21 protein-coding genes are annotated in these 22006 nt (G+C 61.7%); 8 read left to right on the plus strand and 13 right to left on the minus strand.

Going from position 1 to position 22006, the window contains the following annotated elements:
* Positions 1–48 precede the first annotated feature (48 nt).
* The gene (locus ACLH0I_RS21080; RefSeq protein WP_411385295.1) at positions 49–672 is read right to left on the minus strand and encodes a glutathione S-transferase family protein; all 624 of its coding nucleotides are present in this window, start codon (positions 670–672) and stop codon (positions 49–51) included.
* Positions 673–716: 44 nt separating this feature from the next.
* A complete protein-coding gene (locus ACLH0I_RS21085) occupies positions 717–1376 on the minus strand; it encodes a transglutaminase-like domain-containing protein (RefSeq protein ID WP_411385296.1) in 660 nt (219 codons plus the stop codon).
* Positions 1377–1791: 415 nt separating this feature from the next.
* On the opposite strand from ACLH0I_RS21085, the gene ACLH0I_RS21090 reads away from it, so the two are divergent.
* Both ACLH0I_RS21090 and ACLH0I_RS21095 read left to right on the plus strand, forming a co-directional pair.
* Positions 1792–4239, plus strand: a complete 2448-nt coding sequence (locus tag ACLH0I_RS21090) for an acyl-CoA dehydrogenase (protein ID WP_411385297.1) — start codon at positions 1792–1794, stop codon at positions 4237–4239.
* An 88-nt stretch (positions 4240–4327) separates the two neighbouring features.
* On the plus strand, positions 4328–4735 hold the full coding sequence (locus ACLH0I_RS21095) for a PA2817 family protein (RefSeq protein ID WP_186707174.1): 408 nt from the start codon (positions 4328–4330) through the stop codon (positions 4733–4735).
* Positions 4736–4919: 184 nt separating this feature from the next.
* Here ACLH0I_RS21095 and ACLH0I_RS21100 read toward each other — a convergent pair whose 3' ends face one another.
* Complete coding sequence (locus tag ACLH0I_RS21100; protein ID WP_411385298.1) at positions 4920–5918, minus strand: LysR substrate-binding domain-containing protein; 999 nt, start codon at positions 5916–5918, stop codon at positions 4920–4922.
* A gap of 91 nt (positions 5919–6009) precedes the next feature.
* Here ACLH0I_RS21100 and ACLH0I_RS21105 point away from each other — a divergent pair, with 91 nt between their 5' ends.
* The 6 genes from ACLH0I_RS21105 to ACLH0I_RS21130 all read left to right on the plus strand — a co-directional run bounded on the left by ACLH0I_RS21105 (position 6010) and on the right by ACLH0I_RS21130 (position 10808).
* Positions 6010–6636, plus strand: a complete 627-nt coding sequence (locus ACLH0I_RS21105) for an alanyl-tRNA editing protein (protein WP_250962526.1) — start codon at positions 6010–6012, stop codon at positions 6634–6636.
* Positions 6637–6699: 63 nt separating this feature from the next.
* Positions 6700–7470 carry a 2OG-Fe(II) oxygenase gene (locus ACLH0I_RS21110; protein ID WP_250962525.1) on the plus strand — a complete coding sequence of 257 codons (771 nt, stop codon included), beginning with the start codon at positions 6700–6702 and terminating at the stop codon, positions 7468–7470.
* Between the two features lies 1 nt (position 7471).
* Entirely contained in the window at positions 7472–8110 is a 639-nt protein-coding gene (locus ACLH0I_RS21115) for a LysE family translocator (RefSeq protein ID WP_250962524.1), read from the plus strand.
* Positions 8111–8522: 412 nt separating this feature from the next.
* Positions 8523–9746, plus strand: coding sequence for a type II and III secretion system protein family protein (locus ACLH0I_RS21120; protein ID WP_250962523.1), 1224 nt, complete (start codon positions 8523–8525; stop codon positions 9744–9746).
* 56 nt (positions 9747–9802) lie between these two features.
* A complete protein-coding gene (locus tag ACLH0I_RS21125) occupies positions 9803–10516 on the plus strand; it encodes a tetratricopeptide repeat protein (RefSeq protein ID WP_250962522.1) in 714 nt (237 codons plus the stop codon).
* Between the two features lie 22 nt (positions 10517–10538).
* Positions 10539–10808 (plus strand): DUF3613 domain-containing protein, encoded by a 270-nt coding sequence (locus tag ACLH0I_RS21130; protein ID WP_186707169.1) that lies wholly within the window; start codon positions 10539–10541, stop codon positions 10806–10808.
* A gap of 552 nt (positions 10809–11360) precedes the next feature.
* Here the strand turns inward: ACLH0I_RS21130 and ACLH0I_RS21135 are convergent.
* The 10 genes from ACLH0I_RS21135 to ACLH0I_RS21180 all read right to left on the minus strand — a co-directional run bounded on the left by ACLH0I_RS21135 (position 11361) and on the right by ACLH0I_RS21180 (position 22004).
* Positions 11361–12308 carry an IS110 family transposase gene (locus tag ACLH0I_RS21135; RefSeq protein ID WP_250966064.1) on the minus strand — a complete coding sequence of 316 codons (948 nt, stop codon included), beginning with the start codon at positions 12306–12308 and terminating at the stop codon, positions 11361–11363.
* Positions 12309–12853: 545 nt separating this feature from the next.
* Positions 12854–13819 (minus strand): type II secretion system F family protein, encoded by a 966-nt coding sequence (locus ACLH0I_RS21140; protein WP_411385299.1) that lies wholly within the window; start codon positions 13817–13819, stop codon positions 12854–12856.
* Between the two features lie 27 nt (positions 13820–13846).
* Entirely contained in the window at positions 13847–14833 is a 987-nt protein-coding gene (locus ACLH0I_RS21145) for a type II secretion system F family protein (RefSeq protein ID WP_411385300.1), read from the minus strand.
* The gene (locus ACLH0I_RS21150; RefSeq protein ID WP_411385301.1) at positions 14830–16272 is read right to left on the minus strand and encodes a CpaF family protein; all 1443 of its coding nucleotides are present in this window, start codon (positions 16270–16272) and stop codon (positions 14830–14832) included. The genes ACLH0I_RS21145 and ACLH0I_RS21150 overlap by 4 nt, the downstream gene beginning before the upstream one ends.
* Before the next feature lie 3 nt (positions 16273–16275).
* Positions 16276–17496: an AAA family ATPase gene (locus ACLH0I_RS21155; RefSeq protein WP_186707165.1), complete on the minus strand. Its 1221-nt coding sequence runs from the start codon at positions 17494–17496 to the stop codon at positions 16276–16278.
* Positions 17490–17984 (minus strand): TadE family protein, encoded by a 495-nt coding sequence (locus ACLH0I_RS21160; RefSeq protein WP_207964778.1) that lies wholly within the window; start codon positions 17982–17984, stop codon positions 17490–17492. Before ACLH0I_RS21160 ends, ACLH0I_RS21155 begins: the two co-directional genes overlap by 7 nt.
* On the minus strand, positions 17984–18448 hold the full coding sequence (locus ACLH0I_RS21165; protein WP_250965233.1) for a TadE/TadG family type IV pilus assembly protein: 465 nt from the start codon (positions 18446–18448) through the stop codon (positions 17984–17986). Before ACLH0I_RS21165 ends, ACLH0I_RS21160 begins: the two co-directional genes overlap by 1 nt.
* Positions 18449–18456: 8 nt before the next feature.
* Positions 18457–19773 (minus strand): TadE/TadG family type IV pilus assembly protein, encoded by a 1317-nt coding sequence (locus ACLH0I_RS21170; RefSeq protein WP_411385302.1) that lies wholly within the window; start codon positions 19771–19773, stop codon positions 18457–18459.
* A 71-nt stretch (positions 19774–19844) separates the two neighbouring features.
* The gene (gene cpaB / locus ACLH0I_RS21175) at positions 19845–20660 is read right to left on the minus strand and encodes a Flp pilus assembly protein CpaB (protein ID WP_411385303.1); all 816 of its coding nucleotides are present in this window, start codon (positions 20658–20660) and stop codon (positions 19845–19847) included.
* A 15-nt stretch (positions 20661–20675) separates the two neighbouring features.
* Complete coding sequence (locus ACLH0I_RS21180; protein WP_411385304.1) at positions 20676–22004, minus strand: AAA family ATPase; 1329 nt, start codon at positions 22002–22004, stop codon at positions 20676–20678.
* Between the last annotated feature and the right edge of the window lie 2 nt (positions 22005–22006).

Genomic DNA, 22006 nt, shown 5'->3' on the forward strand with positions numbered 1-22006 from the left:
TGCTTGGCGTCGCCGCACAAGTACAGTCAAGTGTGTCGATAGTAAGTATTAAGTCAACGCGGTCATGACGGCCTTGCGGTAGGCCGTACGCTCCTGCAACCGCGCGTACCAGGCCTGCACACCAGGCCGCTCGGCGCGCTGGATGGGCATCTCGAACCAGGCATAAATGAAACTGCCCAGGGGAATGTCGCCCATGCCGATTTCATCACCCGACAGGTAAGGTTGCTCGCTCAAGGGCTGCTCGACCATCGCCAGCAAGTCGTCACATTCCTGGATCGCCGCATCGATGGCCGCCCAGTCCTGTTGTTCGGCCGGGGTACGCAAGACGCCCCAGAACACCGTGCGAAACGGTGCGGCAAAGCTGGATGTGGTCCAGTCCATCCACTTCTCAGCCTGGGCCCGTGCCTGCACGTCAGCCGGATACCAGGCCGAGCCCGACGCATGGCGCGCCGCCAGGTAGCGCACGATGGTGTTGGATTCCCAAAGTACGAAGCCGTCGTCTTCGATCATCGGCACGCGGCCGTTGGGGTTTTTCGCACGGTACTCGGGCGTGTCCACCACACCGAATGCCCCGCCGGCATCGATGGCCTCGTAGGCCAGCCCCAACTCTTCTGCGCACCACAACGCCTTGCGCACATTCGATGAATTTTTCCGGCCCCATATCTTCAGCATCACGGCGTCCTCGATGGATAAATGCCGCAGCAGCATACGCCGGATCAGGCGCGACTCAAATCGCCCTGCATGTCGCCGAGCAAGAGCGGCACCTGCTCGCCGAACAGGTGCGGATAGCATTTTTCCAGGTGTTCGAAGAAGAAGGCCTCGGGCACATCGGCGAACTGGCCGTGCTCGGTGACGTACTCCATCAGCTTCGCCCCTTGCCGATTGAACGGGTGGAAGACGCTGTCGTGGCGACCGTCGAACTCCAGCGGGGCCACATCGAACAACTCGCACAACCCCTGGTTGAAAGCCGGCGTGGCCTTGACCCAGCGGTCGTTCAGGTACAGCTCGGTATAACCGTGCATGGCAAACACGTCGCTCCTGAGCAATTCCAGCAGGCGCGGCGTAGACAGGTGATTACGGACGTCCGCCAGGCCAATACGCGCCGGGATGCCGCAATGCCGGGCACAGCCGGCCAGCAAGGTGGCCTTGGGCACGCAATAGCTTTCGCCGGCCATCAACGCGTAACTGCCCCGCAGGGTCTCCGGGTCACGGCTGAAGGTGTAGGGGTTGTAGCGCACCGCCTCGCGCACGGCGTAATACAGGCTGACCGCCTGGGCCAGCGGGTCGCGATCGGCGCCGCGGTGGGTTTCGGCGAAGTCGATGACCGCGGGGTGGTCGCTGTCGGTGAAGCGGCTGGGGTTCAGGTATTGCTGCATAAAAGGAAGACCTCTTGGGAAAATCACCGCTGGTATGCCGAACCCGATCCTTGTGGCGAGGGAGCTTGCTCCCGCTGGGATGCGTAGCGGCCCCCAGCTTTTACGGTTGCTGCGCAACCGAGCGGGAGCAAGCTCCCTCGCCACAGTAAGTGTCTTCACCACAAGGGTTGGTGTATTGGCACCGGGAAAACACGAGTCTATCCACAGCCCCAGCCCAGCGATAACGGCATTCCGGCCAAACAATGGCGTTTTCTCACTTTGATAACGAACGATTTCCCACGGCTGTTGCCAACCAGACTGGCGCAATGAACCCAGGGTTTCCCACGAAATCAATCACATCGCGCTGACCGCCGGTTTTGCAGATGCCGTCTAAGCTCTGAAGGTCGGTTTTGCCTTGGTTCACGGAGGATTACATATGCTGTTGTTGTGGATACTGGTCTTGGTCGTCGGGATCGCCTGGCTGGCGCATCGGCGCACCGACCCGCTGCCCGCGCTGGGTATCGTCGCGGTCTACCTGTTGGCCATGGGCATTTTCAGCCATGCGCCCGGCTGGCTGCTGCTGATCCTCTGGGTGGCGCTCGCGGCTGTCGCGGCCCCGCTGCTGCTACCGGACCTGCGCCGCAAATATTTCAGTGCGCCGATGTTCGACTGGTTCCAGAAAACCCTGCCGCCCATGTCCGAGACCGAGCGCGACGCCATCGATGCCGGTACGGTGTGGTGGGACGGCGAACTGTTCAGCGGCCGCCCGGACTGGGACTTGTTGCTGTCTTACCCCAAGGTGCGACTGACCGAGGAAGAGCAGGCGTTCCTCGACGGCCCCACCGAAGCACTCTGCGCGATGGTCAGCGACTGGCAGATCGGCCAAGCCATGGACCTGCCACCTGAAGCCTGGGCCCATATCAAGGAGCACGGGTTCTTCGCGCTAATCATCCCCAAGGAATATGGTGGCAAGGGTTTCTCCGCCTATGCCCACTCCCAGGTGGCGATGAAACTGGCCACCCGCAGCGGCGACCTGGCCTCCACCGTCATGGTCCCCAACTCCCTCGGCCCGGCGGAACTGCTGCTGCACTACGGCACCGACGAACAACGCGACCACTACCTGCCGCGACTGGCCCGTGGCGACGATATTCCCTGCTTCGCCCTGACCGGGCCGCTGGCCGGCTCCGACGCCGGAGCCATGCCCGACACCGGCATCATCTGCAAGGGTGAATGGGAGGGCCAGGAAACCCTCGGCCTGCGCCTGAACTGGGAAAAGCGCTACATCACCCTCGGCCCGGTGGCCACCCTCTTGGGCCTGGCATTCAAGGCGTATGACCCCGACCACCTGCTGGGTGACGAAGAGGACCTGGGCATCAGCCTCGCCTTGATTCCCACCGACACCCCTGGTGTGCACATCGGCCGCCGTCACCTGCCCCTCGGCGCCGCGTTCATGAACGGGCCGAACTGGGGCAAGGACGTGTTCATCCCGCTGGACTTCCTGATTGGTGGCCAGGCCATGCTCGGCAAGGGCTGGATGATGCTGATGAACTGCCTGTCGGTCGGACGCTCGATTTCCCTGCCGGCGGTGGGCACCGGTGCAGCGAAGTTCACCAGCCTGGTAACGGGCCAGTACGCCCAGGTGCGCGAGCAGTTCAACGTACCGTTGTCGGCATTCGAAGGCATCCAGGAAGCCATGGCGCGCATCGGCGGCAATGCCTGGATGATGGATGCGGCACGCATGCTGACCGCCAACGCGGTGGACCTGGGGGAAAAACCCTCGGTGCTGTCGGCCATTCTCAAGTACCACCTGACCGAACGCGGTCGCGAGTGCATCAGCCACGCCATGGACGTGCATGGTGGCAAGGGCATCATCATGGGCCCGAACAATTACCTGGGTCGCAGTTGGCAAGGTGCGCCGATCTTCATCACGGTCGAAGGCGCGAACATTCTGTCGCGCAACCTGATGATCTTCGGCCAGGGCGCCATTCGCTGCCATCCGTTCGTGCTCAAGGAAATGGCCTTGGCGACCCGTGAAGACAAGGACCAGGCACTGGTCGAGTTCGATGCCTTGTTGCTCAAGCACATCGGTTTCGCAGTCAGCAACGCCGCCAGCACCCTGGTGCTCAACTTGGGCCTGGGGCATTTCGAGAGAGCACCCGGCAATGCCTTGAGCCAGGGTTATTTTCGCGCCCTCAACCGCCAGGCAGCGGCATTCGCCCTTCTGGCAGACCTGAGCATGATGCTGCTGGGCGGCGAGCTCAAACGCCGCGAACGCCTGTCGGCCCGCTTGGGCGATGTCTTGAGCAACCTGTACCTGGCGTCCGCCGCGCTCAAGCGTTATCACGACCTCGATTCGCCGGAGCACATGGCGCCGCTGTTCAACTGGGCCATGGAGGAAAGCCTCGGCCAGGCGGAACACGCGCTGGATGAGCTGCTGGGCAACTTTCCGAACCGGGTACTGGGTTGCCTGTTGCGCCTGGTGGTGTTCCCCTTCGGTCGTCGTCACAAAGGCCCGAGCGACAGGCTCGACGCCGAGGTGGCCGCGGTCATTGGCCGACCCAAGGGTGACCCGACCCTCGAAGAGTTGTTGCGAGGTTGCTATCGTCCGCAATCGACCGACGACCCGGTGGGCGCCCTGCAACACGCCGCCGATCTGCTGGCGGCCGCCCATCCGCTGCACAAGAAACTGCACGGAGCGCTCAAGCAGGGCCAGCTCAACCCCGCACCAGGCGAACCCCTCATCGATGCGGCGCTGGAAGCCGGTGTGCTGCAAGCCGGCGAAGCGCAGACCTTGCGCGCGGCCGAGGCGGCGCGGCGCAAGGTCATCGATGTGGATGATTTCGATAAGGATGAGCTGACACTGGCGCAGGACAAAGTCCGGTGACCTGACGACCAGGTACGTGCATCACCTATAAAAGCGGGCGCAAGGGCTTTATACTCCTGCGCCCGTTTTGCTCTTGAGGACTTATCTCGTGTCCAACATCGTTGCCGATCACCTTATCTTGCTTGACCACTTGCGCAGCATCCTGGTCGCCGTGGGTGAGGCCGAACAGGTGCCCGAAGAAAGCCACGCCTTGTTCCTGGAGCGCTTCGACGAATTGCGCGCGCAACTGCCCGTCGACCCGATCGAAAGCCAGTACCTGGGTCAGGACCTGCTGTGCCAGGTAATCGTCCGTTATCCACAGATCGCCCACCTGGTGCCTCGCGACCTGCTCTGGTACTTCGCCGGTGACTGCCTGCACTACATGCCCGACGAAGAAATCGCCCTGTACCAAGCCCTGGAAGAGCGTCGTTTCGAAGCCGAGCAGAACGACGAGCCTTTCGACTGGAACCAGGAAAAGCAATTGCTGGCGATGTCGGACCAGGACAGCAAGCACTGATAACGACCCGTCATGCAAAAGGCCCGCACGGTTACCCTGCGGGCCTTTTTTTGTCTGGGCAAAGTGTGTTGCCTGGATGGGCCTCATCGCGAGCAAGCTCGCTCCCACAGGGGGCTGTAGCGGACATGAACTCCTATGATCAACGCAACCAGTGTAGGAGCGAGCTTGCTCGCGATGGCGCCCGTCAGAACAACCCATCACTCTCCGGCAACTCATAGTGCGCCGCGACCTTGCCGGACCGACTCCCTGTGCCCACTTTGTTCAAGGTCGGCTCCTTCGCCAGGCACTCCACCAGATAATCAATGAACACCCGCAGCTTCGGCGGCAGGTAGCGGGTCGGCGAATGCAGCAACCACAAGCCACCGTGGTAGGAAGCCAGGAACGTCCAGTCAGCCAGCACCTGCACGATCAACCCCTGTTCCAAGGCATGTCGGGCGGTAAAATACGGCAGGCTACCGATGCCGATGTGCTGCAAAACCGCCCCCAACCGCACGCCCGTGTGATTGGCCGCATAGCGTCCGCGCACGGCTACGGTGACGGCCTTGCTGCCCTTCTTGAATTTCCAGCGCGCATCGTTCGGGGTTTCTCCCAGGTAAACGCAGCTGTGCTCCAGCAGATCGTGGGGATGCATGGGAACACCGTGTTCCGCCAGGTATTGCGGCGTGGCGCAGAGCAAGTGGTCAATGGTCAGCAATTGGCGCCCCACCAGGCCGGCCGGCGGTTGATCGGTAATCCGGATGGCCAGGTCGACATGATCATCGATCAAGTCGACCTGTCGATCTTCCAGGAACAGCTCCACATCGACCTTGGGATAACGGCGCAAGAATTCAGGCATGTGCGGATGAATCACGAAACGCCCCACTGCCTTGGGCACACTGACGCGGATACGTCCTTGCGCTTCCTGGGTGAACTGGCCGCTGATTTCCATCACCGACCGAGCGGCGGCGACCATTTCCTGGCAGCGCTTGAACACCTCTTCCCCGCCATCGCTCAAACGCAACTTGCGGGTGGTGCGCTGCAACAATCGGGTCGCCAGGGCTTTCTCCAGGCGGGAAATGCTGCGGCTGATGGCCGACGGCGATGAGCCTGATTGACGGGCCGCTTCGGAAAAACTGCCGGTCTCCACGACCTTGACGAAGATGGCCATTTCGGCAAGCAACGGCAACGGTAGATTTGTGCTCATGGCGCAACAGTCCTTTGAAATTCGAACGAATTATCACCCTTTTACACGCTACCTATAATCCCGTCACAATTTCTGGATGTGGGTATGGACCATGACGCTTCGCCTCTTTTTCCACAGCGATGACCTCAAGGCCAACGTGGAAGTCCTGGAATGCAGCCCCCAGGAGAATGAATATGCCGTGGTGCTGCGCGCCACCCTGTTCCACCCCCAGGGCGGCGGCCAGCCTTGCGACACTGGCTGGATAGGTGAAAGCCAGGTCATGCGCGTCATTCAGGACGGGCAGCAGATCATTCATTACGTCGACCGTCCGATAGCCCCGGGCATGGTCGCGATCCGCGTGGATGAACAGCGGCGGTTGCTCAATTCACGCCTGCACTCGGCCGGGCATCTGATCGGGCATTTCGCCGAAAGCCGTGGCTGGAAGCCGATCAAGGCCCACCACTGGCCCGGAGAAAGCCGCGTACAGTTCCAGCCCGGCGAACACTTTGAGGAGCTGGATGTATCGATCATCCAACAGGGCATCGATGTATGGATCGCCGCGGACCTGCCGCGCCTGATCGCACTTCGCCAAGGCACCCGGGAAGTCGGCTTCGGTGAGCTGGCGGCTTATGGCTGCGGCGGCACCCATGTCAGGCGGCTGCAAGAGCTGGGAGCCGTCACCATCGCCTCGCTTTCACAAAAGAAAGGAATGTTGTCAGTTCACTACCACGTGGCCTGATATTCAGCCTTGCGGCCAGGAATTGCTCGCAAGCCCCTCCCCCTATTCAGACGGACCTGTCTCATGATGCTTGATGTTGAGCACCTCGATCAGTGGTGTATCAAGAAATTGATAGATGGCGAAGTGCTCGCTGTGCGCTTGAAAAACTTTCTGTCGGAATCATTGGCCATTGAAATTGGTAACAAGATCCTTGCCCCCGGTTTCGAAGGTTATATCAACGCCCCCAGCATCGGGCGCATCGGCATGGCTTTCTATGAGGCCGAGAATCAGCCACCACTGATGGAAGACTACTTCCGCCAGGCCGGTCGCAATATCGTCGAGCTGCGCAACCGTTGTGCACCGTATTCCTCGCCAGTCGACACCTTGCGCTGCATGCTCGACGAAACCTGGCCAGCAGGGGCGCACCTGGAAAGCCTTTACGGCCGAAAGATGTACGTAGGCCTGTCTCGTGTAGTGAAACCCGGCGTGTGTTTCCTGGCCCATCACGATATTTTCGCCAAGGACGCGCCCGACAGTTTCCAGGCCCACAGCCTGCAAGCCCAGTTCGCCTGCAACCTCTATCTCAACATGCCCTCCGAAGGCGGCGCACTGCAGATATGGGATAAGCACGTCTCCCCAGAGCTGTTCGATGAAATGCGCGGCGACAGCTACGGCATAGACCCCGCCCTGCTCGGCCGCCCGACCCTGGAAGTACGACCGCAACCCGGCGACTTCATCATGTTCAACTCGCGATACATGCATTCGGTCAGCCCCGGTGTGGCCGCCCCACGCCTGAGCCTTTCGTTTTTTGTCGGTTATCGCGGCGATTCCTCGCCCCTGACCTTTTGGAGTTGAAATGCTATCCAACTACCTTGGCGAATTTCTGACCCTGGCTACCCTCCACTTTCTCGCGGTGGTCGCGCCCGGTCCGGATTTCGCCGTGACGATTCGCCAGAGCGTTCGCTTCGGTCGCTGGGTCGGGATCTGCACGGCACTGGGCATAGGTGCTGGCATTTCGGTGCATGTCCTCTACACCTTGCTCGGCGTCGGTGCGCTGATGCATACCACCGCGTGGTTGCTGACGGCGGCCAAGATCGTGGGCGGAGCATACATTATCTACTTGGGCATCAGCCTGCTGCGCAGCCAACCCAAGTCCTCCCTTGAAAACCAGCAGGACAACGAACAGGCCATCGCCCGACAAACGCCCTTTAAAGCTTTTGTCACCGGCTTCCTGACCAACGCCACCAACCCCAAGGCCACGCTGTTCTTCCTGGCGATTTTCACCACGTTGATCAGCGCGACGACGCCGCTGCAAATCCAGGCATTGTATGGGGTCTGGATGTGCTTGGTGAACGCACTGTGGTTCGTCGTCGTGGCGCTGTTTTTTTCCAGCGCAAAGGTGCGGGAGGTATTCCTGCGCATGGGCCATTGGTTCGAGCGGACCATGGGAGTCGTACTGATTCTGTTTGCCGGCCGGCTGATCCTTTCCATGTGAATACGTCAACCGAAAACCGCAAGAAAAGACAGATTATTGACGCGAATTTTGTCTGCCTTTCCCACCCGTCAGCTTTTAGTCATTTTTTTGTCCCGAGGCGTGGCGCTTTGCCATGCTTGAACTACCGTCAAACACAAGCGAGGACGGGGTCGGTAAAAAGTGCCTCAAACGCCCTGATCGATACCGTCACTGCCCTCGACAATCCCGGAGATCCCGGGGCTCAGAAAGGTTGTTCGCAAGCTGCCTGTCGTTCAGTCGGGCCGGTGTAATGCGCCCGTTGCTGGTAGCGACGAGGTCTGACGCCGGCATTGACTAAATAAGCTGGCGAGATGAAAAGGGGCAGCCCGGGCCTCTTAAGTGATCCGAGGCATCAGGCAAGCCTAGGGAAGGCCTCTCCATCGAGGATCACTTCATGACCCAGCGCACCGCACCCGTTTTAAAACATTTCATTCACGGCCTGTTCTGGATGAGTCTTGGCCTGGAGGCGGCTCAGGCCGCAACGGCAAACTGTTCGCAACTGGACAGCTTGCCGGCGACCTTCGAGGTTGGCCAAGGGCTCCAGAGCGAACTGCGCATCCTTGCCCCCGTGACGAAACTGGCCGTCGGCGACCCGAAAATCGCCGATGTGCAACCCAGTGGCAGCGATGCCTTCATTCTCACGGGCCTGGCGCCCGGCGCCACCAGCCTGATGGTCTGGACCGACTGTTCGAAAATACCGCGCCAGAGCATGGTCTTTGTCAGAGGCCGGGCCACTGAGGCGCTGACGAGCGCTGCGAGCATGCCTTCCGAAGACCCGATGCTGCTCGCCCAGGTACAGACCGACATCCGTTTCGTGGAAGTCAGCCGGACCAAGCTCAAGGAAGCCTCGACCTCGATTTTCGGCACCCGCGGCAATTTCCTGTTCGGTTCGCCAAGGACCTTGCCCACCATCGGCGGTGTGGTCCGGCCTTCATTGCCGGTCAATAACGACATGTTCAACCTGTCGTTCGCCACCGGTAAGACCCTGTTGATGATCAACGCCCTGGAAGGCAGCGGTTTCGCCTACACACTGGCGCGGCCCAGCCTGGTGGCCCTCAGCGGGCAGAGTGCGAGTTTCCTGGCCGGCGGCGAAGTGCCGATCCCGGTGCCCAGTGCCGGCAGCGACAACGTGTCCATCGAGTACAAGGAGTTCGGCATCCGCCTGACCCTGACCCCCACCGTCATCGGCAAGAATCGCATCGTCTTGAAGGTGGCGCCGGAGGTCAGTGAGCTGGACTTCACCAACGCCGTGAACATCGCCGGGACATTGGTACCCGCCCTCACGGTACGCCGCACCGATACCAGCATCGCCCTGGCCGATGGCGAAAGTTTTGTCATCAGCGGCCTGATCAGCACCCGTAACAGCTCCCAGGTGAACAAGTTTCCAGGGCTGGGCGACGTGCCGATTCTCGGCGCGTTCTTTCGTGACAATTCCATCAACCGCGAAGAACGCGAACTGCTGATGATCGTCACCCCACACCTGGTCCAACCCTTGGCAGCCAACGCGCAACTGCCGAGCTTGCCCGGCGAGCAATTGCGCAATTACGACCCGAACTTCTATCGCATGTACTTCCTTGAAAGTGGCGAGTTTGACAACCGCAGCGGGCTTTCCCAATGAGCCGGCGCCTGATGTGCAAGGCGTTCGATGTCCAACGGCTCGCCAAGGGGTATTCCATGAAAACAGTGATCGCTTTAACGGCGGCCTTGATGCTTGCCGGCTGCGCCAGCAACGGTGTGGTGGCTTCACGCTCGGCCGATTGTGCCAAGCCCGGGGCCGACCAGGAGTTGGCCCTGAACATGGCGGAAGACATGGCCAACGAGGGCCGTCTATACGCCAGCCTGGCAAACCTCGAACGCTTGCCCGAAGACTTGGTCCAGGTCCGCCTGCGCAAGGCTCGGGTGCTGCGGCTGATGGGCCGCAACGAGGCCGAACCGCTGTATAAAAGCCTGCAGGGGACGTGCCTGGCCGCTGACGGTGAACATGGCCTGGGTCAGCTGGCGGCGGCCAAACAGGACAATGCGGCCGCGACACAATACCTCGAACGCGCCGCGAAAATGGCCCCGACCGAGGGCAAGATCCGCAATGACCTGGGGGTGGTCTACCTCAACCAGCGGCGCATTTCAGAAGCCCGCTTCGAGTTCATGACCGCCATGGAGCTCCAGCAGTCCGACACGCTGGCCGCGATCAACATGGTGACCCTGCTGATTTACCAGGACAACTGGAAGCAGGCTGCCGAGCTCGCCAACATGGCCAAGCTCAGTCCCCGGCAAGTGGCAGATGCCCAGGCCCGTGCGGAAAAAATCAGGGGCTCGGCCCCTCAGGCAGTGACGTCACCCGCCAACCGCCTGACCGAAGTTGTCGATGCTTCAACCGGCGCGGTCAAGTAGAGCGTTACGAGGAGTTCAAGAAATGATGACCAAACAATTGATGATCGTGTGCATGGTGGGCCTGTCCACCGCCGCCTGGGCCATTGAGCCAGGCCCCTCCTCGGCCGCTCAGCAAGGCACCGAGAGCTGGATGCAACTGCAGATTCGCGGCGTGGCGGCGTCCACCCACCTGCAAACCGCCTCGGCCGCCGAACGTGAGATGGCCATGCAGCGTTGGCTCAACAGCTTCAACTATCCGATCCCGGAGTTCTTTGACCAGGACTCGGCAGGAGAAATTACCAGCGGCAAATGAAACACGCTGGAAACGAACACCGCAGCCTTCGACAGTTCCTGCATTTGATCCGATGCAGGGACTGCCGAGGGCTGCGGTCTTTTAGCTTGAGCGGCCGGCAGACCACAGGCCCGCTCCTACAATGGTGCAGAACCGCCGCAAGAAGCCGGGGCCGCTGCGCAGCCCAGCGGGAGCAAGCTCCCTCGCCACAGGTGCGGGGTTTCGATTGGAATGATCAGCAGGCGGGTGTCAGAAAAACCGGTGGTGAACACAAGCCTCATGAACACCCAAGATCACCTGTGGGAGCGAGCTTGCTCGCGAAGGCGGACTGCCATTCAACACTTCACTGACTGACCCACCGCTATCGCGAGCAAGCTCGCTCCCACAATGGTGCAGAGCCGCCTCAAAAACCGGGGCCGCTGCACAGCCCAGCGGGAGCAAGCTCCCTCGCCACAGGTGCGGGGGTTTCGATTGGAATGATCAGCAGGCGGGTGTCAGAAAACCGGTGGTGAACACAAGCCTCATGAACACCCAAGATCACCTGTGGGAGATTCTATGGTTGAGGGGAAGCCCTCAAGCCGCTTTTGGTTGGTATTCGCTTTGCCCTTTCAGCAGAGCGAATACGATCCGAGCAAGCTTGCGTGCCAGTATCACTAGCGCCTGGGTGGTAGCGAAGCCTTGAGCTCTTAGTTTTTCATAAAAGCCTTTCCAGGCAGGCGTACGGCTAGCCGACATGGCTGCGTTGTGCAAAAGCCGACGAACTTCCGGATCGCCTCGTTTGCTCAAGCTTCGGCGGTCGTCTTTTTGTCCTGATTGGGACACTCGCAAATCCATCCCCAAGAAGGCAATGAAGGCGTCTGCGTTTTTGAAGTCGCCCCGCTGAAACGCCGTAAGTAAGCGGGCTCCGGTCAGAAATCCGATGCCCTCGACCTTCAGGCAATGGTTCAGTTGACCTAGCAAACCAGCATTTTTCAGATGATCCTTGATCGTCTTCTCGATCAATGTCTCAAGCCTCTGCATGGCGGCGATTTGCTCGGCGAAAGCGGTCTTGAGCAGCGGCTCATTGGCCCAGCTTTGTACCAGGGCGACTCGAGCCTGAACCAACGCAGCGCGACGGCGGAAAAGGCTTAGAAGCTGGCGATACAACGGAGATGGCGGCGCCCATGGATGAAGCTCATGCCCTTCGTTCTTCAGGTAACGAGCCAGCAGCTTGGCGTCCAGCGCGTCGGTTTTGGCGCGTACTTTTACGCCTTTGCGGTAATGGTGAAGTTCATAACCGCCCACCATATAGATCGTGCAACCGGCCTCATAGGCCAGATCAGCAAAATCCAAGTGATAGATATTGGTCGACTCAATGGCGACATCGACGGGCCCCGGCAGTACTTTCAACCACCTTTTGATGGCCGCCTTGTCGTTGGGAATCGCTTCCAACACATCAAGCTCTGCGTGATAGATCACCAGCTCGTTCTTGGCGACATCCACGCCCACGATCGGCTTTGTGACAGAAACCGGCATTGCCATTGAAAATCCTCCGGGCTAAGGTTTGAACACTTGAAGGGGTCACCCAGAGGCGCAGGCTTGTCTCTATCGTCGATCCAGGCCGAAGCATTCTTTATCGGCGCTTGGGTGAAAGGAGGAGGGGCGAAATCTCCCACGGTCTGTACTGCGCGAACAGTCAGAATCGAGCCTTGTCCCTCCTCCTCCCTTCAAGTCCTACCATACAAGCGAGCTTGCTCGCGATGGCCGACTTACATTCAACACTTCACCGACTGACCCACCGCTATCGCGAGCAAGCTCGCTCCCACAATGGTGCGGAGCCGCCGCAAGAAGCCGGGGCCGCTGCGCAGCCCAGCGGGAGCAAGCTCCCCCGCCACAGGTGCGGGGTTTCGATTGGAATGATCAGCAGGCGGGTGTCAGAAAAACCTGTGGTGAACACAAGCCTCATGAACACCCAAGATCACCTGTGGGAGCGAGCCTGCTCGCGAAGGCGGACTGACATTCAACACTGTCATTGACTGTCGAACCGCTATCGCGAGCAAGCTCGCGCCCACAAGAACCCCGGTGCTTTACATATTCCCGAAAGCCCTGAACACCCCAATCATGGCCGGCCCAATGGCGACCAGGAAGAAGCTCGGCCACAGGCAGAAGATCAGCGGGAAGATCAGCTTGGTGCCAATCTTGGCGCCCATTTCTTCCGCGGCCTGGGTCCGCCGGTCGCGAAACTCGTCGGCGTAGATCCGCAGGGTATCGGCCACGCTGGTGCCGAAACGGATACTTTGCGCCAGCAGGCTGACCAGGCCCTGGATATCCTCCAGGCCGGTGCGCACGGCCAGTTGCTTGAGCGCCTCGGTGCTGGTGATGCCCGCCCGGATCTGCGCATTGACCAACGCCAGTTCCTCGGCCAGTTCCACCTGGCTGACCGACATTTCCTCAGCCACCCGCTCAATCGTCGTCGGCAGGGCCAGGCCCGACTCGACGCACACCACCATCAGGTCCAGCGCATCCGGGAACGCGGCGCGCAGCCGGCCTTGGCGGGCCTGCTTGCGTTTGCCGACGTAGATCGCCGGGATCAACCAGCCAATGCCCGCCACGAGGGTCACCCCCAGCAAGCCAATGGCCAATGAAACCTTGACCATCGGCAGCAGCAACAACGCAACGCCAACCAGCAACAGCGGCAACATCAGGCGCACGGCCCAGTACATCTGCACCGCCGAGGCAGACCGGTAACCGGCGTGGGTCAGCAAAGTCTGGGTGGCGGACGTGTGGGCCTGGTCGGTCGAGGCAAAGCGCTGGCCGATCCGCTCCAGCAAGAGCTGCAGGTTACCCGGTGCCTCTTGCCCGGCGCTGTTGCCGGCGTAACCGCGCTTGATCAGCGCCAGGCGCCGCTGCACCGGATCCTGCAAGCCCAACACCAGCAGCAGGAGCGCAACGGCCGTCAGCACCGTGCTGAGGCCAATCGCGGCGATGAACAACAGGCGGGCCAGTTCTTCGTTACCGGTGAACCGACTCAACAATCCGAGCAGAAAGTCCATGGCTGAAACCTCTCGACGCAACAGCGCTTAAACCTGGATCCGGATGATTTTCCTGATCCAGAAAATCCCGATCAACATGGCGCAGAACGCGCCGATGATCAGCTTGTGCCCTATGGGGTCATTGATCAGCACCGGCATGTAGCTGGGGCTGGTGAGCACGATGGCGATCGCCAGCACGAACGGGATCGCCACCAGCACCCAGGCCGACATGCGCCCTTCCGCCGACAGCGTCCTGATCTTGCGCTGGAACCGGAAACGCCCGCGGATCAAACGGCTCAGGCGCTCCAGCACTTCGGTCAGGTTGCCACCGGTCTCGCGGTGAATGAGGATCGAGGTCACCAGCATCATCACCGTCATGCTCGGCATCCGCTCCAGCAAGCCGAGCATGGCCCGGCGCACATCGTTGCCATAGTTGATGTCGGAAAAGGTCATGCCGAATTCCTGGGCGACCGGCCCCTTGTGCTCCTCGGCGACCAGACGCAGGGTTTCGTTGAACGGGTGCCCGGCGCGCAAGGCTCGGCACATGGCGTCCAGCGCATCCGGCAGACCTTCCTCGAACGCGGCGAAACGCTTGTTGCGGTCCCGCAGGATTTTCAGCACCGGCACCCAGGTCACGGCAAAGGCCGCCAGCAGCGCCATCCACCATACTGGCGAAACCATCAGCACCAAGGCCCCGGCCGCCGCCCCCAGGACCAGACCGAGCAGCATGACCCGATAGGCCCGGTATTCATGGCCGGACTGCTCGATCAGTTGCGTCAGGTTGGCCATGAATGGCAGCTGCTCCAGCCGCGCTTCCAAGGGTGACAGGCGCGTCAGGTATTTCTGCCGCAACACCGTCTGCATGTTGGGCAAGTGGTTGGCCTTCTCCAGCACATGCAGGCGCCCACGAATACGTTTGCGCATCCTGCCGGCCTCACCGAACACCGGCACCACCACGCCCTGGGACAGCAGGAACACGGCGATGAACACCATGCCCAGGAACATCAGGATGAACTCGCTGGGGATATTGCTCATGACGTCCGGCCCTCCATCCACTCAGGGCGAAACAAGGTCAGCGGCAACTCGATGCCGCGCTTGGCCAGCACATCGCGGAAGGCCGGGATCATGCCACTGGGCCGATACTCCCCAAGCACCTCGCCATGTTCACCGATGCCCTGGCGCGCGAAGGAGAAAATTTCGGTCATGGTGATGATCTCGCCTTCCATGCCGTTGATCTCTTGCATGCTCACCACGCGGCGCTTGCCGTCTTCTTGACGCTCCAGCTGGATGACCACATCGATGGCCGAGGCAATTTGTTGACGCATGGCCTTGATCGGAAACGTCGCCCCGGTCATCGACACCATGTTCTCGATTCGCCCCAGGGCATCCCGTGCGGTATTGGCGTGAACGGTGGTCAGCGAACCGTCGTGGCCGGTGTTCATCGCCGTGAGCATGTCCATCGCCTCGGCGCCGCGCACCTCGCCGATGACAATGCGGTCCGGGCGCATGCGCAGGCTGTTGCGCACCAATTCCCGCTGGCTCACCTCGCCACGCCCCTCGATGTTCGACGGCCGGGTTTCCAGGCGTACCACGTGGGGCTGCTGCAGTTGCAGCTCGGCCGAATCCTCGATGGTGACGATGCGCTCGTTGTGGGGGATGAAACTGGAGAGCACGTTGAGCATGGTGGTCTTGCCGCTGCCGGTCCCGCCGGAAATCAGCACGTTCAAGCGCCCGCGAACAATGGCCTTGAGCAGCAAGGCAATGGCCGGTGTCATGGTGCCGACCTGGATCAAGCTGTCGGTATTGAGCAGGTCCACGGCGAAGCGCCGGATCGACATGCTCGGACCGTCGATGGCCAGCGGCGGAATGATCGCGTTGACCCGCGAACCGTCCTTGAGCCGAGCGTCCACCAACGGCGAGGACTCGTCGATGCGCCGCCCCAGGCTGGAGACGATGCGGTCGATGATGTTCAACAGATGCTGGTCGTCGCGAAAACGCACGTCGGTGCGTTGCAGCTTGCCGAAGCGTTCGACGTAGACCGAAGCAAAGCCGTTGACCAGGATGTCGGACACGCTATGGTCAGCCAACAACGGTTCCAGCGGCCCCAGGCCGAGCACTTCGTCGGTGATCTGCTTGATGATCAACTGTCGGCTGACGGTACTCACCGGCGCGGAATGTTCTTCCAGCAAGCGCTGGCAGATATCGCGAATCTGCCGCGCGGCCTCGGCTTGTTCGAGGGCATCGAGCAACGACAGGTCCATGACCTTGAGCAATTGCTGGTAGATCTTCTCCCGCCACTCGGCCTCCACCGGCGTGACCTGGCTGCGGGTTTCATAGAGCACGTCGGGAATGGCCTGTTCCCAGGCCATCAAGGCGTCCGTCGGGTCCGGCAGGCTGTCGCCGGGCTGGGCACCCGCCGAGGTGCCAGGTTTGGCGGGCTGTTTGCGCAAGCGGTTACGAAAGTCGCTGATCATGGGTCATCCCCCGAAGAAACGGTTGAAGGCGCGTTTAAGCAGGCCCTTGTTCGTGGCCATCTGGTGACCGACCAGGTCTTCGGTCAAATCGCGCAGGGCGGCGGTGATGGCCGCCTTCGGCGCATGCAGCCCCAACGGCACGCCAGTGTTCTGACTCTGGCTGACCAGGTTGAAGTCATTGGGCAATTTCGACAGGTTCGCGCAACGCAGGGCCTCGCCGATGTCCTTGAGGCTGACGGCGGCGTTTTTGTCATAGCGGTTGATCACGATCTGCAACTGGTCCCCGCGCACACCGAGGTCTTCGCGAAGAATCCGCACCAGGGCGCTGGCATCACGCAGGTGGCTGACGCTCTGTTGCACCACCACGTACACCCGGTCCACCTGTTCCAGCACCGAGCCGGTGAGGTGATCGATCTGCCGCGGCAGGTCCACCACCACCCAGTCATAGCTGGCGCGGGCCAGTTGCAGCAGGGCATCGAGCTGTTCAGGCTGGGCGTCCTGGGGCAGGCACAACTCACCGGCCCGACCACCCAATACGTGCAGGGTCGGGCTGAAGTGACTGCAAAAGCCTCGCAGCGCGACGCTGTCCATCTCATCGACCTGCTGCAGCACTTCCAAGTGACTGTGGGACTGCGCCACGTCCAGGTAATGGGTCACGCTGCCAAATTGCAGGTCCATGTCCAGCAGCAGGGTATTGCCTGCCCGGGCGCTGAGCTGCTGGGCCAGGTTGCAGGCCACCAAGGTGCCGCCGGAGCCGCCCTTGGCGCTGATCACCGCGACCAACTTCCCTTCGTTGCCGTTGCCGAGACGAACGTCCGCCACCAGGCGATTGAGCGCCGCCACCAGCTCCGTATCGGCGATGGGTTCGGGCAACACATCCCGGGCACCGGCCTGCATCGCCAGGCGCATGCCTTCCTGCTCGCCCAATGGACCGCACACCAGCATCGGCGGCCGTTCATGGGCCGGACGTTGCAGCAACGCCGACAGTTCCTCTCGCCACAAATGGCTGACCCGCAGCAGCAACAGATCGGGCATGCGATCCAGCCCATAGAGCGGGTCGACATGCCCGTTGCTGACCAGGCGCGTGCTGACCTCAAGGCCCGGCATGCGCTGGCAGACGCATTGCAGGTCGCGCAGTGCCGTGGCATCGCGACTGCTGATCAGTATCCGCAGCCCGGCTCTGCCAGTGGTGGTCGAAAGCGGATTTTCCCTGGTGTTCAGCATGGTGTGATCTCCGCGGAATCGGAATGACGCCCAAGGCTTTCGCGTGGCAAGGTTGCCCGGAACGTCGGCAAGGTAATGGGCACGCCCAAGCCGGGAATGAACAGGTTGAAAACGAAGTTCTGCACGCTCAGCCGTACATAGCGGATGGCACGAAAGCCGGTGGTGCCGGACGTGTTGGTGGGGTTCGCCACCACGGCGCCATTGACGTCCAGGTAGGTCAGCGCCAGGTTCGAGGTCGCCAGGTTGCTGATCAACTGACTGGTGCCAGCGTCCGTCGCGGCGTTGAAAATGGCCCGGCGCAGGACCACCGGGTCGCTGACATTGCACACCGCCGCCAGCCTCGCGCCACGGCGCGCCGCTTCATCCAGGGCATTGACCGTGAAGTACAGCCGGCCCATTTCCACCACGCCGAACAGCAGGATGAACACCAGCAAGCCGACGAAGGAGAACTCCACGATGTAGGTGCCGCCCATGTGTTTGCGATTCATCACAGCGCCCTCATGACGGTGGTCGCCACCAGTTCGATGCCCAAGACGGTGGACGCACCGAAAAAACCAGGGATCACCGTGCCGATCACCGGTGAGAAGGTGTGCTTGATGGTGACGCGCACATGATCGATGCCCTCGGTGACGACCTCCACGTCGGCCGTGGTCAACCCGGACACCACGGCGTCGCCGGCAGCGCTGGGCACGCCATACACCGCCACGTTTTTCGTCTGGGTCAATAGGGTGTTGTTCAGCGTGATGCCGCCCAGGGTGGTGTTCCACGCCTGGCTGGCGACGAAGCGATCGGCATCGCGGCTGGCCTGCAACAGCACGTTGTACTGGTAGAGCATCCGGCCGAACTCGCCGAAGGCCAGCAGCAGCAACAGCAGCAACGGCAGCACCAGGGTGAACTCCACCAGCGCCACGCCTTTTTGGGCTCTTGCGGGTTTGAAATGAGAAAGTCCCATGACGCCTCCTACGAGTCGGTGCTCGGCGTGCCGCTGCCGTTGAGATAGGTTTTGTAGAGCTGGATGATCTGTGGGCCGGAGTCGGAAGATGGCGTCGGGCCGGGCACGTTGTCGCCCTCGCACTCCTGGACGAACTGGCCGAAGATGATCGACTCCGAACCACCACCGTTCACCGGCTGCAGGACGAAATAGCAGCCAAACCCCAGGACCGGAATCGACGTCGAGCCGCTCAGTTTCCCGGCACAATCGCCAATCACGATCTTCAGCATCCGGCGCTCGAAGACGCCATTGCTTTCACAGCCGCTGGCGCCCCCCGCCACACAGGCGGCGACTTGGGCCCGCCAGTCGTTGTAGTCCTGTATCGCCTCGCCGCCCGCCGAGAGATCGCCGTTGCTCGAGGTGATCGCCTGGCCTTTGTATTCCGGCCGGGGGACCGAATCGTTGTAGGTGATCGCCGGGCTGCCTGAAGACGTGACCAGGTCCGGTGGATAGTCCGAAGCACTGACCGGACCGTTATAGACACCGAAACGGGTGTTCAAGCCTTGGGAAGTCGGGCCGGCTTTATTGCCCGGCGCCGTCTGGACGTTGTCGCCAACGCTGCGGCAGACCGAGCCCCCGCCGGCCAGGTCCTCGCGGACCGCACTGCCGCCGGAGCCGAAATCCAGCAATTGGAAGTTGCCCGGGCCGATGGGCGAGGTGTTCCCCGCCGCCGTCTTCAGGACTTCCAGATCGCCAAATTGATACCCCCAGAAGTTGCCGGCGGCCGGGTTGTACTCAGTGGGCTCGCCACAGACCATCAACGGCGCCAGGTCACACGGCGAGGTCGGGCTGGGACCCGCCGTGGCAATCGCCGCCACGCGCTTGTTGCCGAGCCCGGCGCTGCCCATGGTTTGCACGAAGCTCCAGAAAAAGCCGTCCAATTGATAGCTGGCCACCGACACCCGCACGTATTTGGCATCGCTAGGCCCAGGGTAGGAGAACGGGCCATAGACGCTGCTGGCCAGTTCCACCACGGCGAACGCGCCCGGGTTGCCGGCAACTGCGGTGGCCAGCTCGGTGTTGCCCACGGCGCTGGCATTTCTGTTCAGCGTATCCAGGGCAGCCGCGCGGGTGGTGCTGGCCATGTTGATGCCGCCACTCACCTGGCTCAGGGTCTTGGCGCCGCCCAAGGCCGCGGCATCCACCGCATTTTGCAGGCGCGTCTTGTTCAGCAGCATGTGCCCGCCATCGAGGGCCAGCGCGGCCATCATGGAAATCGCCACCAACGCGATCACCATCAGTACACTCACCGCCCCTCCCTGGCGCCGGATATTGGCATTCATCATCGAGCCCTCGCCTACAACGTTTGAGGATCGGCATCGCCACGGCCCGCAAAGGCCTGGCATGGAGGGGTCACTCAGCGAACATTGATCACGCTGCTTTCAACCCCGCGGATCAACGTGACAGCCCCGCCTTGCGGCTTGGCACTGCGCTGCACCACAGGTTTGGGCAACGGGGCGGCCGCCATGGCGATGACCGGCGCAAGGGCTGGCGGCGCAACGGCGACAGGTTTTTTCTCCAGGTTCAACGGGTTGCGCAGGGCCAATTGCAGCTTGCCTTCGGTCTGCGCGGTGACCAGCGCTTCCGCTTCGGTGACCGACATTTCCAGGGTCACGGCCCGCACCACCACCGGCTGGGTCTTGTCAGTGCCCGCCGTCTGGTCCACCGCCAGCACCCGCAGGTTTTCCAGGATGGTCCGCGACGTGGCGCTGTTGCTGCCGGCGTTGGTGGTCTTGGTCGCCAAGACATCGACCCGGTTACCTGGCAAGAGGAAGCCCCCCACGCCAACCACATCGTCCACACGTACCGAAATGGCGCGTTTGTCCGGGGCGATCAACGAAGCCAGGGTGCTGCCGCCCAGGTGCTCGCTCAGGCGCGCGCCCCGCACAATGTCGCCGCGCAGGATGTCGAAGGTGGCGATCTTGCCCACGGCCTGTTCGCTGGCATCGAAGGCATCGTCCGGGATCGTGTCCATGGGCATGCGCACGGTCGTGACCTGCTGGGCCTCGACCATTTGCCCGAAGGGAATTTCCACCGTCGCGACCACCACGCTTCGCAAGTGATCATCGGGGGTCGCGTTGAGTCGCGCGCTCAGCCAGGAGTCAGCCATCCATGCGGCACCAAGGCCCAGCACCAGGGAAACGCCTATCAGCGGAAGCGTACGAGAGCTCATGTCGGTATCTCCAGATCAAAGGAAGTCGAGCTGAACGAAGTAGTTGTGCCAGGCCCAATCCAGCTCTTGCGGCGACAGGGGTCCGGAACCGCCCAGGTAACGCTGGCGGTCGAGCGCCATGTTCAACAGGTCACGGGGATGGCAAGGCACCAGCGGCATGCCTTCGCCGCCATACAACCGCTGCAGGACATAACGCACCAACAACGGGTCATAGGGGATGCCCAGGCGTTCGCATTCCTGGCGCCAGATGCGTTCGTACTCCTCGGGCTTGAGGTAGCCGAACTGGACCTTGTAGCCAATGCGCCGCAGGAAGGCCTCGTCGGCCAATTCGAGGGGATTGAGGTTGGTGGAAAACACCAGCACCAGGTCGAACGGCAACTCGCAATGCCGACCGCCGCCCAGGTTGATGAAGTCGCGCTTCTCCTCCATGGGCACGATCCAGCGATTGAGCAACTCGGCCGGGGCCATGCGCTGGCGACCCATGTCGTCAATGATGAACAGGCCGTTGCTGGCCTTGAGCTGCAACGCCGCCTGGTATTGCCGGGTGAACGGGTCGTAGCGCACGTCCAACTGCTCCATGCTCAACTCGCCGCCGGTGATGACGATCGGGCGTTTGCAGCACAGCAGCCGGCGGTCAATGCCTTCGTTGAGCATCAGGTTGTTGGTTTGGCTGTTGTCATCCAGGCGCTGGTGCACCTGTGGGTCGTAGATTTCGATCACCGACTCGTTGATGACAATCGCGTGGGGCACCCAGATGGCTTCGGCGAACAACCGGATCAACCGGCTGCTGACGTAGGTTTTGCCGGTGCCCGCCGGGCCGTAGATCATGATTGCCCGCCCGGAATTCAGGGCGACGCCCAACTGGTCGAGCATGCCTTGGCTCAGCACCATCCCCGCCAAGGCCTGGTTCATGTCCTTGGCGGTGATGCGGCCGTGGTGAATGGTCTGGATCTTGATCAGCGAGCGATAGGTGCTCACCGGAAACGGCGCAGCGCCGATGTAGCCACTGCGGGCCAGGGCATCACGGGCGGAGCTGCGGCCGCGCTCGGTCAGGCCATAACGCAACGTCTGCCCACCGGTCTGGCCCAACTGACCCAGCACTTCGACGCGACCGTCCTTGCGCAGGAACGCCAGGACTTCTTCCAGTACCGCGCCGGTCAGGGCCAGGCGCTCCACCAGCCGCGTCATGTCCAACACACCGGCGTCGTGCAGGTGCTTGCATACCAGTTCGCCGAGGAAGCTGTCGCTCAGGCCGGTGTCGCGAATGGTGCATGGCTGGGGTGCCAGGCGTTGCACCGCTTCCCGTTCGCTGGGGTAGGCATCGCTATCGTTGATGACGTGCATGA

The organism is Pseudomonas sp. MPB03 (assembly GCF_046605385.1).
In the GTDB taxonomy this organism is placed as follows: domain Bacteria; phylum Pseudomonadota; class Gammaproteobacteria; order Pseudomonadales; family Pseudomonadaceae; genus Aquipseudomonas; species Aquipseudomonas zanjanensis.

Bases quoted from the DNA above. Each gene is read 5' to 3' on its own strand.
- ACLH0I_RS21080 (WP_411385295.1), bottom strand. From the start codon at position 672: ATGCTGAAGATATGGGGCCGGAAAAATTCATCGAATGTGCGCAAGGCG.
- ACLH0I_RS21085 (WP_411385296.1), bottom strand. From the start codon at position 1,376: ATGCAGCAATACCTGAACCCCAGCCGCTTCACCGACAGCGACCACCCC.
- ACLH0I_RS21090 (WP_411385297.1), top strand. From the start codon at position 1,792: ATGCTGTTGTTGTGGATACTGGTCTTGGTCGTCGGGATCGCCTGGCTG.
- ACLH0I_RS21100 (WP_411385298.1), bottom strand. From the start codon at position 5,918: ATGAGCACAAATCTACCGTTGCCGTTGCTTGCCGAAATGGCCATCTTC.
- ACLH0I_RS21105 (WP_250962526.1), top strand. From the start codon at position 6,010: ATGACGCTTCGCCTCTTTTTCCACAGCGATGACCTCAAGGCCAACGTG.
- ACLH0I_RS21110 (WP_250962525.1), top strand. From the start codon at position 6,700: ATGATGCTTGATGTTGAGCACCTCGATCAGTGGTGTATCAAGAAATTG.
- ACLH0I_RS21115 (WP_250962524.1), top strand. From the start codon at position 7,472: ATGCTATCCAACTACCTTGGCGAATTTCTGACCCTGGCTACCCTCCAC.
- ACLH0I_RS21120 (WP_250962523.1), top strand. From the start codon at position 8,523: ATGACCCAGCGCACCGCACCCGTTTTAAAACATTTCATTCACGGCCTG.
- ACLH0I_RS21125 (WP_250962522.1), top strand. From the start codon at position 9,803: ATGAAAACAGTGATCGCTTTAACGGCGGCCTTGATGCTTGCCGGCTGC.
- ACLH0I_RS21130 (WP_186707169.1), top strand. From the start codon at position 10,539: ATGATGACCAAACAATTGATGATCGTGTGCATGGTGGGCCTGTCCACC.
- ACLH0I_RS21135 (WP_250966064.1), bottom strand. From the start codon at position 12,308: ATGGCAATGCCGGTTTCTGTCACAAAGCCGATCGTGGGCGTGGATGTC.
- ACLH0I_RS21140 (WP_411385299.1), bottom strand. From the start codon at position 13,819: ATGGACTTTCTGCTCGGATTGTTGAGTCGGTTCACCGGTAACGAAGAA.
- ACLH0I_RS21145 (WP_411385300.1), bottom strand. From the start codon at position 14,833: ATGAGCAATATCCCCAGCGAGTTCATCCTGATGTTCCTGGGCATGGTG.
- ACLH0I_RS21150 (WP_411385301.1), bottom strand. From the start codon at position 16,272: ATGATCAGCGACTTTCGTAACCGCTTGCGCAAACAGCCCGCCAAACCT.
- ACLH0I_RS21155 (WP_186707165.1), bottom strand. From the start codon at position 17,496: ATGCTGAACACCAGGGAAAATCCGCTTTCGACCACCACTGGCAGAGCC.
- ACLH0I_RS21160 (WP_207964778.1), bottom strand. From the start codon at position 17,984: ATGAATCGCAAACACATGGGCGGCACCTACATCGTGGAGTTCTCCTTC.
- ACLH0I_RS21165 (WP_250965233.1), bottom strand. From the start codon at position 18,448: ATGGGACTTTCTCATTTCAAACCCGCAAGAGCCCAAAAAGGCGTGGCG.
- ACLH0I_RS21170 (WP_411385302.1), bottom strand. From the start codon at position 19,773: ATGATGAATGCCAATATCCGGCGCCAGGGAGGGGCGGTGAGTGTACTG.
- cpaB (WP_411385303.1), bottom strand. From the start codon at position 20,660: ATGAGCTCTCGTACGCTTCCGCTGATAGGCGTTTCCCTGGTGCTGGGC.
- ACLH0I_RS21180 (WP_411385304.1), bottom strand. From the start codon at position 22,004: ATGCACGTCATCAACGATAGCGATGCCTACCCCAGCGAACGGGAAGCG.